Genomic DNA, 14,048 nt, shown 5'->3' with positions numbered 1-14,048 from the left:
CGTAACGTGGCGGCGAAAAATCGTGCCGAAAATCACCGTGGCGTTACATTCGATGCCGCCATACCCTCGTTGCGTCGCGGTCATACCCTGTGCGGATGTACTTCGCCGGTGTCGACCTCGCCTGGGCGGGTCGCAACCCGACCGGCGTCGCCGTCGTCGACTCCGACGGCGAGTTGGTGAGCGTGGGCGCGGCCCGCGACGACGACGAGATCCTGGCCGCGTTGCGGCCCTACGTGCGGGGCGATTGCGTCGTCGCCTTCGACGCGCCTCTGGTGGTGAACAACCCGACCGGCCAGCGCCCGGCCGAGACCGCGCTCAACTGCGACTTCCGCCGGTTCGAGGCCGGCGCCCACCCCTGCAACACCGGAAAGCCCGAATTCGCCAACGGCCCCCGCGGCGGACGCCTGGCCGCGGCGCTCGGCCTCGACCTGGATCCTCGGGCACCGGTCGGCCGTCGCGCCCTCGAGGTCTACCCGCATGCGGCGACAGTCGCGCTGTTCGGGTTGGAGCGCACCCTGAAGTACAAGGCCAAGCCGGGCCGTAGCGTCGACCGGCTCAAGTCCGAGCTGCTGTTACTGATGGACGGGCTCGAACGGCTCGCGCAGGCCCCGATCCCGCTGCGCGTCGCCGCGCACGAGGGCTGGGTCGCGTTGCGGACGGCCGTGGCCGCCGCGCACCGCAAATGCGAGCTGCGCCGCGCCGAGGATCCGGTCGACGCGGTCGTCTGTGCCTACGTGGCGTTGTACGCGCACCGCCGCCCGGCCGGGATGACGATCTACGGCGACGTTGGCAGCGGGTGCATCGTGACGCCGTCGCTGCCGGGTCAGATCTGCACGGGGCGCTGATCGATGGGGGCGAGCACCTCGATGAGATCGACCACCGCGCCCTGCGCCGCCGCGCGCGGATCCCGGCCCTCGACCAGGGCCGACACCACACACCCGTCGACCGCGCAGATCAGCGTGCACACCAATTCGATGTGCACGGAGCGGCCCGAGCGCTCGATGGCCTCCGCGACGGCCTCGGCGCGCTGCCGCAGGCTGCGTCGCATGGTTTCCTGCAACGCGGGCAGGCGGGTGCACGCGATGTGTCGCTCATAGCGCGAGATCAGCTGCTCGGTGAGTCCCGGGCCCGACACGTCCCCGACGAGCAGGTCCGCCAGCACCTCGGCGATGGTCTCCGGCCCGCGGCGCCGCCGGGACAACGCGGTGACCCGCGACCGAAGCTGCGCCACCTCGATCATCGCGATGTGCTCGACCGCGCGTGCGATCAGATCGTCGAGGGAGGAGAAGTAATAGGTGGTCGACGCCAACGGCAATCCGGCCCGCCCGGCGACCGCCCGGTGGCGCACCGCTTCGAACCCGCCCTCGGCGAGCAGCTCGGCGGCGGCGCTGATGAGCGCGTACCGTCGACGTTCTCCTTTCGGAGTAACCGCTGCAGTCACGAGTAGCCATCGTGCCAGCCAAAGTGGTACTGCATTGCCATTTCGGCCAAACGGCCCGCCGAACGAACATGGCATGATGGCCCGCATGCCCGACTTGAGCCGCCGCGCCGTGCTCGGCCTCGGCGCCGGCGCGGCCCTCGGCGCAGTCGGCGCGTACGGACTCGACATCCTGTTACAGCCACGCACATCTCATGCCACGCCGGTGTCGACGGCCGGCACCCAGGTGCCTTTGGCGCCGAGCCCGCCTCGCGATCCGGCTCCCCCGGCGGCGGCCGCGCCCACCATGGTGACCGGTTCCTTCGTCTCCGCCGCGCGTGGCGGCGTGAACACGAATTGGGCCATCGCGCGTCCGCCGGGCCAGACGAAGCCGCTGCGACCCGTGATCGCGCTGCACGGCAAGGGCAGTGACGCGTCCACCGTGATGGCGGGCGGCGTCGAACACGGTCTGGCGCAGGCCGTCGACGCCGGACTACCGCCGTTCGCGGTGGTCGCCGTCGACGGCGGCGGCAGCTATTGGCACAAACGGTCTTCCGGCGAGGACAGCGGCGCCATGGTGCTCGACGAGCTGATCCCGATGCTGGGCAACCAGAATCTGGACACCTCACGGGTGGCGTTCCTGGGCTGGTCGATGGGCGGCTACGGCGCATTGCTGCTGGGCGGTCGGTTGGGACCGGGCCGCACCGCGGCGATCTGCGCGGTGAGCCCCGCACTGTGGATGTCGTCGGGCGCGGCCGCACCCGGCGCGTTCGACGGCCCCGACGACTTCGCGGCGAACTCGGTGTTCGGCATGCCCGCCCTGGCCTCGATCCCCATTCGGATCGATTGCGGCGACAGCGATCCGTTTTACAGCGCGACAAAGCAGTTCATCGCGCAACTGCCCAATCCGCCGGCCGGCGGCTTCTCGCCCGGTGGGCACGACGGGGGATTCTGGAGCTCGCAGTTGCCCGCCGAGCTGACCTGGATGGCACCGCTGCTGACGGCGTGAGGGTCTGCGCCGCCGCCCCGCGGGCATAATGCCACGGCGAAGCATCGCGTCCGAAATCGCCATGGCGTTACGCTCGCGGAGATGAGCGCACCGTTCGACTGGAACCTCCCCTACGCCTGGCCCCGCAAGCCCGTCGTGGCGGAAAACGTTGTGTGCACATCGCAACCGCTCGCCGCCCAGGCGGGCCTGCGGATGCTCGCCGAGGGCGGCAGCGCGGTCGACGCGGCCATCGCCACCGCCATCACGCTGACGATCGTGGAGCCGGTTTCCAACAGCATCGGCTCGGACGCCTTTGCCATCGTGTGGGATGGCAAGCAATTGCACGGGCTGAACGCATCGGGCCGCTCCCCGGCGGGCTGGACTCCGGAATACTTTGGCGGGCAATCCGTTCCCCTCTTCGGGTGGAATTCGGTGACCGTGCCGGGCGCGGTGTCGGCGTGGACCGAACTGCACTCCAAGTTCGGCAAGCTGCCGTTCGAGCGGCTCTTCGAGCCCGCGATCTCCTACGGCCGCAACGGCTTTCTGGTTTCGCCGACGGTGGCCGAGCAGTGGGCGGCCCAGGTGCCGCTCTTCGAGAGGCAGCCGGGTTTCGCCGAGGCGTTTCTGCCGGGCGGGCGGGCGCCGAAACCCGGCGAGCGATTCAGCCTGCCCGATCACGCGGCCACACTCGAGGCGATCGCCACCACCCGCGGCGAGGCGTTCTACCGCGGGGCACTGGCCGCCAAACTCGAGGCGCACGCGTCGGCCCACGGCGGTGTCATGCGGGGCAGCGACCTCGCGGCTCACCGCGCCGACTGGGTGGGCACGGTCGACGGCGGCTACCGCGGATACACCGTGCACGAGATTCCGCCCAACGGGCAGGGGATCGTCGCGCTGATCGCCCTGGGCATCCTGGAGCGCTTCGACATGGCGTCGCTGCCACCGGATTCCGCCGACAGCGTGCACCTGCAGATCGAAGCGGTGAAGCTCGCGTTCGCCGACGCCCAGGCGTATGTCGCCGACATCGAGCACATGCCGCTGCGGCCCGAACACCTGTTGGACACGGACTACCTGGCTCAGCGCGCCGCGCTGATCGACCGCGCGAGGGCGAAGCCGGCCTCCGCGGGCGCCCCGACGGGCGGAACCGTCTACCTGACCGCGGCCGACGCCGCGGGGATGATGGTGTCGATGATCCAGTCGAACTACATGGGATTCGGTTCCGGCGTGGTGGTGCCCGGCACCGGCATCTCGCTGCAAAACCGCGGCGCGAATTTCCTTGCGAAGAAAGGCCACCCGAACGTCGTGGGCCCGAACAAGCGCCCCTTCCACACCATCATTCCGGCCTTCGTGACCAAGGATGGGGAACCGGTGATGAGCTTCGGGGTGATGGGCGGAATGATGCAGCCGCAGGGACATGTGCAGGTGATGGTGCGCATCGCCGACCACGGGCAGAACCCGCAGGCGGCGTGTGACGGCCCGCGGTTCCGGTGGGTGGAGGGGACGCAGGTCAGCTGCGAAAAGGGTTTCCCGGCTGCGACACTCGACGAATTACGCCGGCGCGGGCACGACCTGGTCGCCGTCGACGACTACAACCAATTCGGCAGCTGCCAGGCGATCTGGCGACTCCACGGCGGCTATTTCGCGGCCAGCGATCCGCGCCGCGACGGACAGGTGGCCGCCTTCTAACGCCTTTTAGACGCGGATCTGGCCTTCGGCCGCCAGCTGGGCGATGTCGTTGCGGAAATGACTGCCGGGCAGTCGAATCGAACGCATGACGTCATACGCGTGACTTCGCGCGGCCGCGAGGTCGGCGCCGGTTCCCACCACCGACAGCACGCGGCCACCCGAGGAGACGATTTCGCCGTCCTCGCGTCGCGCCGTTCCGGCGTGCAGCACCCCGTCGGCCTCGGAGCCGACGATGACGTCGCCCACCCGAGGACGCCCGGGATAGTTCTCCGCCGCCAGCACCACCGTCACCGCGGCACCGTCGTGCCAGCGCAGCTCGCCGAACTCCGCCAACGTGCCGCTGCCCGCCGCGTACAGGAGCTGGCCGAGTGGTGATTCCAGCAGGGCCAGCACCGCTTGGGTCTCGGGATCGCCGAAGCGACAGTTGAATTCGACCACCGCGGGCCCGTTTGCGGTGATCGCGAGCCCGGCATACAGCAATCCGCTGAACGGGCAGCCACGCGCGACCATCTCGGCCGCAACGGGTTCGACGATGTTGCCGACGATGTCGCGATAGACCTCGTCGGGAAGCCACGGGACCGGCGCGTAGGCGCCCATGCCGCCGGTGTTGGGTCCGTTGTCGCCGTCGCCGACGCGCTTGAAGTCCTGCGCCGGCAGCAGCGGCACCACGGTCGCGCCGTCGACGACGCAGAACAGCGACACCTCGGGACCGTCCAGATACGACTCCAGCAGCACCGGGTGGCCGGCTTCGAGCAGCCCGGCGGCGTGCGCTCGCGCCGCACCGCGATCCGCGGTCACCACGACGCCCTTGCCGGCGGCGAGGCGGTCGTCCTTCACCACCCAGGCCGCATCCCCGGCCGGCGGACCGAAGCGGTCCAGGGCGGCGTCCAAAAGTGCGGGGCTGTCGACGATTTCGGTGGTCGCGGTGCGCACGCCGGCCGCGGCCATGACCTCTTTGGCGAACGCCTTGGAGCCTTCGATGCGGGCGGCGTCCTTGCCGGGGCCGAAGCAGACGATGCCCGCGGACCGCAGCGCGTCGGCCACCCCGAGGACCAGCGGCACCTCGGGACCGATGACCACCAGGTCGGCGCGGACCGCTCGGGCCATGGCGACGACATCTTCCGTCGAGGTGACATCGACGTCGTGCTGCTCGGCCAGCCGGGCCGTGCCGGCGTTGCCCGGGGCGATGGCCAGTCCCGTCACTTGCGGGTCTTTGCGGAGCGCCAGGAGCAGCGCATGCTCACGGGCACCGGAACCGATCACCAGGACGCGCACGACACGTCAGACTAGCCGGGGAGCGCGCCAATGCACGAACCGCGGCCGACCAAATTTCACGCCACTGATTCGTCGAGCGACTCGATGGGCAATCGTCCGTGCTCGCCGTTGCTGTTCGTCGCCGGCACCCCGCGGCCGAGGGCCTCGATCAGCGCTTTGACTTTGATCGCCTCATCCTCGGTTGGCATTTCACCGGCTTCCAGTTGGTCCAGCAGCTCCGCGCGCAGTCCGACCCCGTTCGCTGCCTCTTTCGCCGAGAGTTTGGCGCGCAACCGGGCCACGTACAGTTGCTGGCCCAGCGTGGCCGCGGGTGCGGCCGCGGCGCGTTCCATCAGGTCGTCGTAACACCGACGAGCTTCGCTGAGCGCAACGATCACGCCGGGAGTCAGCCTGCTGCGGGCCGCGCCGTCGGTCAGCGATTTTCGGAGCTTGCGCAAGCCAGCGAGAATTACCTCGACCCGGGGCCGAAATTCGTCATCGCCAGCATCGGGCAACGCGGTGATGGCGGTGACGTACATGTGCATCGCCGCCTCCGCCATGCCGACGATGATCGGCGCTTCACCTTCGTCCGGGTTTTCCTTTGCCATCCTGCTCCTCAGCTCCCTTTGGTCCTTCTGCAGACCGGCCCCGCTCATGGGCGCCACGCACCGGGAATCAGCGGTGACGCGCCAAACACCGCGATCGAGGATATTCTGCGTTGCCGTCCCTGTACACCCATGAGTTCGGGGGGGTTCACGAAAACCCGCGCCGGAACAGCTATCCGGCGCAGGGAGCACGAACGTGCGTCAGCCGGCGGTCACGACTTTTCGCCCGAGTGCATCTTGAGCGCGGCGTCGACGTTGCCCTTCTTGTCCTCGCCGGCCCCCTTTGCCGCGGCCTTCTTGCGCTTGGCCACCACGGCGTCGACCGCGCCGTTGAGCGCCGAACCCAGCGGGAAGCCGAGATAGTGGGTGAGGAAGACGGCCATCTCCTTCAGTTCGGTCTCGGAGAGTTCGCCGTTGAGGAGCGCGGCGTTGATCTGGATCTCGGCCAGGTCGCGGTTCCCGATCGCGGTCACGGCCGTCAGCGTCATGATGCGCTTGTCGCGCATCGACAATCCCGGCCGCGTCCAGATGCTGCCGAACAGGTGATCGACGGTCAGGTCGAAGTACGCGTCGCCTTCAACGTTGGGCATCTCCCAGCCGTAGACCTCGTTCATCTTCGCGAGACCCTTGCTGCGCAGCTCGTCCATTACGCCTCTTTCTTCGTGTGCGGCACCCCGAGGCCGGCGGCCAATCGCTCGTAGGCCAACTGCGCGAGCGGTAGATCGACCGACACCGACTCGCCGAGAGCCAATGCCAGGCTCAGATCCTTCTCCCCCAGCCCCCGGGTGTGCAGGAACGGCTGGTACAGGAAGTTGTCCGGCTCGAGGTCTTTCATGTCCTCACGCACCATGATCGCCCCCGGGCCACCGGTGAGAGCGTCGGTATGACGCACCACCCGTCCGAGCGCCTGCAGATCCAGCCCGGCCGCCTCGGCGAGTTTCATGGCCTCGCACGCGGCGGCATACGAGGTGAACGTCAACATGTTGCGGGCCAACTTCATTCGGGTGCCCGCACCCGGCTCACCGGCGTGGATGACCACCGCTGCCCAGTGTTTGAACGCCGGCTTGATTCGCTCGTACACCTCGCGGTCGGCGCCCACCATGGTGGCCAGCTCGCCCTTCGCGGCGGCAGCGGCGCCGCCGCTGACCGGGGCGTCGACGATGTGGATGCCCCGGTCTTTGAGCTCGCGGGCCAGTTCGGCGGCCGTGGTGTCGCTGATGGTCGAGTGGATGGCGATGACCGTCCCGGGCTTGGCGTGCGCCGCCAGCTCGCCGACCACCTCACGGACCTGGGCGTCGTTGAGCACGGTAATGTGGATGATGTCGGCGGCCGCGACGTCGGCGACGCTGTCGGCCAGGCGGGCGCCCTTTTCGGCCAGTGGGGTCATCGCATCGGTCCGAATGTCGAAAACCGTTACCCCGCCCGGCCATTCGGTCATCTTCGTGGCCATCGGAGCGCCCATATTGCCCAGCCCGATATAGCCCAGCTTGAGCGCTTCAGTCATGCGCCACTCCTCCTCATCGCTTCGCTCTGCATCGTCGCCGGCGGTGTCATCTGCGCCGCTCCTCCTCATCGCTTCGCTCTGCATCGTCGCCGGCGGCTATGACCGGAAAATCTGTCCGCCGTCGACGTTGAAGATCTGGCCGGTGATCCACGACGCCTCGTCGGACAGCAGGAACAGGCACATGCCGACCAGGTCCGCCGGCGTGCCCATTCGCGACAGCGGCAGGCCCTTGACGATGTCGGCGACGATCTCTTGAGGGGTGGTGGTCCGGTTGGCCTCGGTGTCGATGGGGCCCGGCGCGATCGCGTTGATCCGGATGTTCTGACCCCCGAGTTCGGTGGCCAGCTGCTGGGTGAGTCCGTTGATCCCAACCTTGGCCAACCCGTAGAAGTTCGAGTAAAGCCATGCCGCGGTGGAGGACTGGTTGACGATCGCCCCGCCACCGCGCTTGGCCATCTTCTTGTAGACCGCGCGCGTGCACCACAACGCCCCGTCGAGGTTCACGCTCATGAACTTCTTGTAGTACTCCGGGTCGATGGTGAGCAAGAAGTCCAACTTCATGCCCCCGAAGATCGCGGCGTTGTTGACCAGGTAGTCGATGCCGCCGAATTCGGCCAGCGTGCGGTCGGCCATCGCCTTGGCCGACGCCGGGTCGGACACGTCGACCGGAATACTGATCGCGGTTCCACCGTCAGCCACGATCTGCTTGGCGACCGCCTCGGCCGCCTCGGCGTTGATGTCGGCGACCACCACCGCGGCCCCCTCGCGGGCCAGCGCCTCGGCATAGGCCTGCCCGATCCCGCCCCCGGAACCGGTGACGATGCCGACTTTGTTCTCGAATCGCATGTTCGCAAGCTCCTCTAATTAACTGCTGTCGCAATGGTTTTGGTTTCCAGGTACTCCTCGAAACCGGCCAGGCCCATCTCGCGTCCGTTTCCGGACTGCTTGTAACCGCCGAAGGGCGCGTCGGCCGAGTACCACACGCCGCCGTTGACATTGATCGTGCCCGCGCGGACGCGCGCGGCGACCCGGGCCGCCCGGTCGGGGTCAGCGCCGAACACGGTGCCCGACAGGCCGTATGGCGAGTCGTTGGCGATGCGGACGGCGTCGTCGTCGCCGTCGTGCGGGATCACCGTCAGGACCGGGCCGAAGATCTCCTCGCGCGCGCAGCGCGCGTCGTTGCCCAGTCCCGCGATGACCGTGGGCTCGATGAAGAAGCCGACTTCGCGGTCGGCCGGACGGCCGCCTCCGCAGGCGAACGTCCCGCCCTCGGCGATCGCCGAGTCGAGGTAGCCCTGTATCCGGTCACGCTGGCGCGCCGAAATCACTGGCCCGCAGATGGTTCCGGGGTCGGTGGGGTCGCCGGCCTTGATGCCGCCCATCGTCGCGGCCGCGACGGAGACGGCCTCGTCGTACTTCGCCCGCGGCACCACCAGCCGGGTGGTGATCGCGCAGCCTTGCCCCGCGTGCATGCACACCGAGAACGCGGCCACGCCCACCGCGCCGCCGAGGTCGGCATCGTCGAGGACGATGAACGCCGACTTGCCGCCCAGCTCGAGGAAGACCTTCTTGATGGTCGCCGCGCCGTCGGCCATCACGCTGCGCCCGGTCGCCGTCGACCCGGTGAACGAAATCATGTCCACCCGTGGGTCTTTCGACAGCAGCGCCCCGACACCGTGGTCGTCCGAGGTGACGATGTTGATGACGCCGGGCGGAAAGTCGGTGTGCTCGGCGATGAGTTCCCCCAGCACGGCGGCGCACCAGGGGGTGTCGGGTGCCGGCTTGAGGACGACGCTGTTTCCGGCGGCCAGGGCGGGCCCGATCTTGGCGAGGTTGATCTGGTGCGGAAAGTTCCACGGGGTGATGGCGCCGACGACGCCGACGGCCTCACGCGCGATGGTGCGCCTGGTGGGGATGCCCATCGGCGACGCCTCGCCGAGATCCTGGTTGTACTCGTAGGATTCGGCGGTGTCCGCGGCGAACGCCAGGTCGTTGACCGGGACTTCGAGCTGGGCGATGCTGGTGAGCATTCGCGGCGCCCCGACTTCGGCGATGGTCAGGTCGCGCAGCTCTTCGAGGTGCTGCTGCATCGCCTCGCGCAGTTGCCGGACGCAGCGCACCCGCAATTCGGTGTTGCGCGACCAGTCCGTCTCATCGAAGGCGCGCCGCGCGGCATCGATCGCGCGGTCCATGTCGGCAGCGTCGGCGTTGGCGGCGACGCCCAGCACTTCCTCGGTCGCCGGATTGACCGTGGGAAAGGTGCCGGCGCTGCCGGCCGACATCTTGCCGTCGATGAAGAGTTCGCTCACGCCGTCGGCCAGCAAGGCCATGTCCCGCTCCTGTCTGTGCGCGGTCAACCCGGCACGCCAATCTAGTGGACAGTTGTCCGATATCGTCCGATCGAACCATAGTCTCCTGGCCAGCGGCGGTGCAAGGGCGGATCCCGTTCGACTCGAATACTCGCCCCAAAACCGCAGATTAACCACAATGTTTCCGGGACGGACTTGCTTCGCGCCGACAACATCGATTAGCTTGGACATGTGTCCAGCGATGCACTGGCGATCACCTCCGACGCCGACCGTCAGACCGGTCAGACGCCGCGCAATCGGCGTCAAGAGGAGACCTTCCGCAAGGTGTTGGCCGCCGGCATCGAAACGTTGCGCGAAAAGTCCTACGCCGACCTGACCGTGCGCGCGGTGGCGGCCCGCGCCAAGGTGGCGCCCGCCACCGCCTACACCTACTTTTCGTCGAAGAATCACCTGATCGCCGAGGTCTACCTGGACCTGGTGCGGCAGGTCCCCTACTTCACCGACGTCAACGACCCGATGCCCAGCAGGGTGGAACAGGTGCTGCGCCATCTGGCCCTGGTGGTCGCCGACGAGCCCGAAGTCAGCGCCGCCTGCACGACGGCCTTGCTCAGCGGCGGGGCGGACCCCGCGGTGCGCGCCGCCCGCGACCGCATCGGCGTGGAGATCCACCGCAGGATCACATCCGCGATGGGCCCCAACGCCGATCCCACGACCGTGTCCGCACTGGAGATGTCCTTTTTCGGCGCGCTGGTCCAGGGCGGCAGTGGCGAATTCAGCTACCGCGAGATCGCCGACCGGCTGGCCTACGTGGTGCGGCTGATCCTGACCGGCGCCAAAGACACAAGCCCCGAGACGTAAGGCAGGAACCTAAGCGATGACCGTCCACGTTGGCGACCACGAGCTGGTCCTCGATCCCTACGATTACGACTTCCACGAGGATCCGTACCCGTACTACAAGCGTCTCCGCGACGACGCCCCGCTGTATCGCAATGACGAACTGAAGTTCTGGGCGCTGTCCCGGCACCAGGACGTGCTGCAGGGTTTCCGCAACAGCACCACGCTGTCCAACAAGTACGGCGTCTCGCTGGATCCGGCGTCGCGCGGCCCGCACGCAAGTAAGACGATGAGCTTTCTCGCGATGGACGATCCGGCCCACCTGCGGCTGCGCACGCTGGTCTCAAAAGGCTTCACGCCGCGCCGGATTCGCGAACTCGAACCCCGGGTCACCGAGATCGCCACGCAGCACCTCGACACGATGCTGGCCAAGGCTAAGTCTTCAGCGAACGGCACCGTCGACTATGTCGACGAGTTCGCCGGCAAGCTGCCCATGGACGTCATCTCCGAGTTGATGGGTGTGCCCGAGCCGGACCGAGACCAGGTCCGCGCCTGGGCCGACGGGGTGATGCACCGCGAGGAGGGCGTCACCGACGTGCCGCCCGAGGCCGTCGAGGCCTCCCTCAACCTCATCGTCTACTACCAACAGATGGTGGCCGAGCGACGCGAGCAATTGACGGACGATCTGACGTCCGCGCTGCTGGAAGCCGAGATCGACGGCGACCGGCTGACCGATGACGAGGTGCTCGGCTTCATGTTCCTCATGGTGATCGCGGGAAACGAGACCACCACCAAACTGCTTGCCAACGCCGCCTTTTGGGGTCATAAGAACCCCGATCAGCTGACCCCGGTCTACGACGATCTGTCCCGGGTGCCGCTGTGGGTCGAGGAGACCCTGCGCTACGACACCTCCAGCCAGATCCTGGCCCGCACCGTGTCCGGTGAGCTCACCCTTTATGACACCACCATTCCCGACGGCGACGTCCTGCTGCTGTTGCCCGGCTCGGGCCATCGTGACGAGCGGGTGTTCGACAACCCTGACGATTATGTGATCGGGCGCGAAATCGGGCCCAAGCTATTGAGTTTCGGTAGCGGCGCACACTTCTGCCTGGGCGCGCATTTGGCGCGGATGGAAGCCCGGGTGGCGCTCACCGAGTTGTTCAAGCGAATCCGCGGCTACGAAGTGGACGAGGCCAACGCCGTCCGCGTCCACTCCAGCAATGTCCGCGGATTCGCCCACCTACCAATGAGCGTGGAGGTCCGCTGAATGCCCCGCTTTGAGCCCCTGCCCGAACGCCGGCCCGCCATCGTGGCCGGCGCGTCCTCCGGCATCGGGGAGGCCACCGCCATCGAACTCGCGGCGCACGGCTTCCCGGTCGCCCTGGGCGCACGCCGGGTCGAGAAGCTCGACGACATCGTCGGCAAGATCAACGCCGAGGGCGGCGAAGCGGTCGGGTTCCACCTGGACGTCACCGACCCGAATTCGGTGAAATCCTTTGTGGCCCAGTCGGTCGACGCGCTCGGCGACATCGAGGTACTGGTCGCCGGCGCGGGCGACACCTACTTCGGCAAGCTCGCCGAGATCACCACCGACGAATTCGAGTCCCAGCTGCAGATCCATCTCGTCGGCGCCAACCGGCTGGCCGCCGCGGTGCTGCCCGGCATGCTGGAGCGGCAGCGGGGTGACTTGATCTTCGTCGGCTCCGACGTCGCCCTGCGCCAGCGACCGCACATGGGCGCCTACGGCGCCGCCAAGGCCGCCCTGGTCGCGATGGTCACCAACTTTCAGATGGAGCTCGAGGGCACGGGCGTGCGGGCCTCGATCGTGCATCCGGGCCCGACGAAGACGTCGATGGGGTGGAGCCTTCCCGCCGAAAAGATCGGTCCCGCACTGGAAGACTGGGCCAAGTGGGGCCAGGCCCGTCACGACTACTTCTTGCGCGCAGCGGATTTGGCACGCGCCATCACGTTCGTCGCCGAGACGCCGCGCGGCGGCTTCGTTGCCAACATGGAGCTTCAGCCCGAAGCCCCGCTGGCCAATAACAAAGATCGCCAGAAGCTCGCACTCGGCGAAGAGGGGATGCCAGGACAATGACCAGCACAGCTATCGTGCCCCGGGTTTCCGGTGGCGAAGAAGAGCACGGCCACCTCGAGGAATTCCGTACCGACCCAATCGGTTTGATGAAGCGGGTCCGCGACGAGTGCGGCGACGTCGGGTGGTTCCAGCTGGTGGACAAGCACGTCATCCTGCTCTCCGGCGCGGGTGCCAACGAGTTCTTCTTCCGGTCCGCCGACGAGGACCTCGACCAGGCCGCGGCGTACCCGTTCATGGCGCCGATCTTCGGCAAGGGCGTGGTGTTCGACGCCAGCCCGGAGCGGCGCAAGGAAATGCTGCACAACTCGGCGCTGCGCGGGGAGCAGATGAAGGGCCACGCCGCCACCATCGAGGCTCAAGTGAAGGGGATGATCGCCGACTGGGGCGACGAGGGCGAGATCGAGCTGCTCGACTTTTTCTCCGAGCTGACGATCTACACCTCGACGGCCTGCCTGATCGGCGTGAAATTCCGTAACCAGCTCGACCACCGGTTCGCGGAGTACTACCACGAGCTGGAACGCGGCACCGACCCGTTGTGCTACGTCGATCCGTACCTGCCGATCGACAGTTTCCGGCGTCGCGACGAGGCCCGCGTCAAACTCGTTGCGCTGGTGCAGGAGATCATGAACGAGCGGCTGGCCAACCCGCCGAAGGACAAGAGCGACCGCGACATGCTCGACGTGCTCGTGTCGATCAACGACGAGGATGGCAATCCGCGGTTCTCCGCCGACGAGGTCACCGGGATGTTCATCTCGCTCATGTTCGCCGGGCACCACACCAGTTCGGGGACCTCGGCGTGGACCCTGATCGAGTTGATCCGCCATCCCGAGGTGTACGCCGAGGTGCTGGCCGAGCTCGAGGAGCTCTACGCCGACGGCCAGGAGGTGAGTTTCCATGCGCTGCGGTCGATTCCGAAGCTGGACAACGTGGTCAAGGAGACGCTGCGGCTGCACCCACCGCTCATCATTCTGATGCGGGTGGCCCAGGGCGAGTTCGAGGTCGAGGGCTTCCCGATTCACAACGGCGACTACGTCGCGGCTTCTCCGGCGATCTCCAACCGGATTCCCGAGGACTTTCCCGACCCGGATGCGTTCAAACCGGACCGCTACAACAAGCCCGAGCAGGCCGACATCGTCAACCGGTGGACCTGGATCCCGTTCGGTGCGGGCCGGCACCGCTGCGTCGGCGCAGCGTTCGCCCAGATGCAGATCAAGGCGATCTTCTCGGTGCTGTTGCGCGAGTACGACTTCGAGATGGCGCAACCGGCGGACAGCTATCACAACGATCACTCGAAGATGGTCGTGCAGCTCGCCCGGCCGGCCAAGGTCCGCTACCGCAAGCGCAACGCGTAAGGAG

14 protein-coding genes are annotated in these 14,048 nt (G+C 67.7%); 7 read left to right on the top strand and 7 right to left on the bottom strand.

The genetic code is table 11. The features are described 5' to 3' along the window. Positions 1 to 95 precede the first annotated feature (95 nt). Positions 96 to 845, top strand: a complete 750-nt coding sequence (locus W7S_RS03015; protein ID WP_014710897.1) for a DUF429 domain-containing protein — start codon at positions 96 to 98, stop codon at positions 843 to 845. Here the strand turns inward: W7S_RS03015 and W7S_RS03010 are convergent. After that, entirely contained in the window at positions 824 to 1,441 is a 618-nt protein-coding gene (locus tag W7S_RS03010) for a TetR/AcrR family transcriptional regulator (protein ID WP_008263833.1), read from the bottom strand. The genes W7S_RS03015 and W7S_RS03010 overlap by 22 nt on opposite strands. Before the next feature lie 73 nt (positions 1,442 to 1,514). On the opposite strand from W7S_RS03010, the gene W7S_RS03005 reads away from it, so the two are divergent. Beyond that, complete coding sequence (locus tag W7S_RS03005) at positions 1,515 to 2,426, top strand: alpha/beta hydrolase-fold protein (protein ID WP_014383791.1); 912 nt, start codon at positions 1,515 to 1,517, stop codon at positions 2,424 to 2,426. Between the two features lie 81 nt (positions 2,427 to 2,507). Then, positions 2,508 to 4,091 (top strand): gamma-glutamyltransferase family protein, encoded by a 1,584-nt coding sequence (locus W7S_RS03000; RefSeq protein WP_014710896.1) that lies wholly within the window; start codon positions 2,508 to 2,510, stop codon positions 4,089 to 4,091. 6 nt (positions 4,092 to 4,097) lie between these two features. Here the strand turns inward: W7S_RS03000 and purD are convergent, their stop codons facing one another. The 6 genes from purD to W7S_RS02970 all read right to left on the bottom strand — a co-directional run bounded on the left by purD (position 4,098) and on the right by W7S_RS02970 (position 9,784). After that, positions 4,098 to 5,366, bottom strand: coding sequence for a phosphoribosylamine--glycine ligase (gene purD, locus W7S_RS02995; protein ID WP_014710895.1), 1,269 nt, complete (start codon positions 5,364 to 5,366; stop codon positions 4,098 to 4,100). A 56-nt stretch (positions 5,367 to 5,422) separates the two neighbouring features. Next, positions 5,423 to 6,001, bottom strand: coding sequence for an XRE family transcriptional regulator (locus tag W7S_RS02990; protein WP_232525815.1), 579 nt, complete (start codon positions 5,999 to 6,001; stop codon positions 5,423 to 5,425). Between the two features lie 161 nt (positions 6,002 to 6,162). Continuing rightward, positions 6,163 to 6,597: a carboxymuconolactone decarboxylase family protein gene (locus tag W7S_RS02985; protein WP_014710893.1), complete on the bottom strand. Its 435-nt coding sequence runs from the start codon at positions 6,595 to 6,597 to the stop codon at positions 6,163 to 6,165. After that, a complete protein-coding gene (locus tag W7S_RS02980; protein WP_014710892.1) occupies positions 6,597 to 7,454 on the bottom strand; it encodes an NAD(P)-dependent oxidoreductase in 858 nt (285 codons plus the stop codon). Before W7S_RS02980 ends, W7S_RS02985 begins: the two co-directional genes overlap by 1 nt. A gap of 96 nt (positions 7,455 to 7,550) precedes the next feature. Further along, positions 7,551 to 8,300: an SDR family oxidoreductase gene (locus tag W7S_RS02975; protein ID WP_008263823.1), complete on the bottom strand. Its 750-nt coding sequence runs from the start codon at positions 8,298 to 8,300 to the stop codon at positions 7,551 to 7,553. 14 nt (positions 8,301 to 8,314) lie between these two features. Beyond that, positions 8,315 to 9,784 (bottom strand): aldehyde dehydrogenase, encoded by a 1,470-nt coding sequence (locus W7S_RS02970; RefSeq protein ID WP_014710891.1) that lies wholly within the window; start codon positions 9,782 to 9,784, stop codon positions 8,315 to 8,317. A gap of 210 nt (positions 9,785 to 9,994) precedes the next feature. Here W7S_RS02970 and W7S_RS02965 point away from each other — a divergent pair, with 210 nt between their 5' ends. Genes W7S_RS02965 through W7S_RS02950 form a run of 4 tightly spaced genes read left to right on the top strand, consistent with a single transcriptional unit; the run spans position 9,995 to position 14,044 of the window. Beyond that, complete coding sequence (locus W7S_RS02965) at positions 9,995 to 10,621, top strand: TetR/AcrR family transcriptional regulator (protein ID WP_008263821.1); 627 nt, start codon at positions 9,995 to 9,997, stop codon at positions 10,619 to 10,621. Between the two features lie 16 nt (positions 10,622 to 10,637). Next, positions 10,638 to 11,864 carry a cytochrome P450 gene (locus W7S_RS02960; protein WP_014710890.1) on the top strand — a complete coding sequence of 409 codons (1,227 nt, stop codon included), beginning with the start codon at positions 10,638 to 10,640 and terminating at the stop codon, positions 11,862 to 11,864. Then, the gene (locus tag W7S_RS02955; RefSeq protein ID WP_008263818.1) at positions 11,865 to 12,692 is read left to right on the top strand and encodes an SDR family oxidoreductase; all 828 of its coding nucleotides are present in this window, start codon (positions 11,865 to 11,867) and stop codon (positions 12,690 to 12,692) included. Further along, on the top strand, positions 12,689 to 14,044 hold the full coding sequence (locus tag W7S_RS02950; protein ID WP_014710889.1) for a cytochrome P450: 1,356 nt from the start codon (positions 12,689 to 12,691) through the stop codon (positions 14,042 to 14,044). The genes W7S_RS02955 and W7S_RS02950 overlap by 4 nt, the downstream gene beginning before the upstream one ends. Positions 14,045 to 14,048: the final 4 nt, after the last annotated feature.

The organism is Mycobacterium sp. MOTT36Y (assembly GCF_000262165.1).
Classification (GTDB): domain Bacteria; phylum Actinomycetota; class Actinomycetes; order Mycobacteriales; family Mycobacteriaceae; genus Mycobacterium; species Mycobacterium intracellulare.
This window is presented reverse-complemented; position numbering and strand designations above follow the sequence as displayed.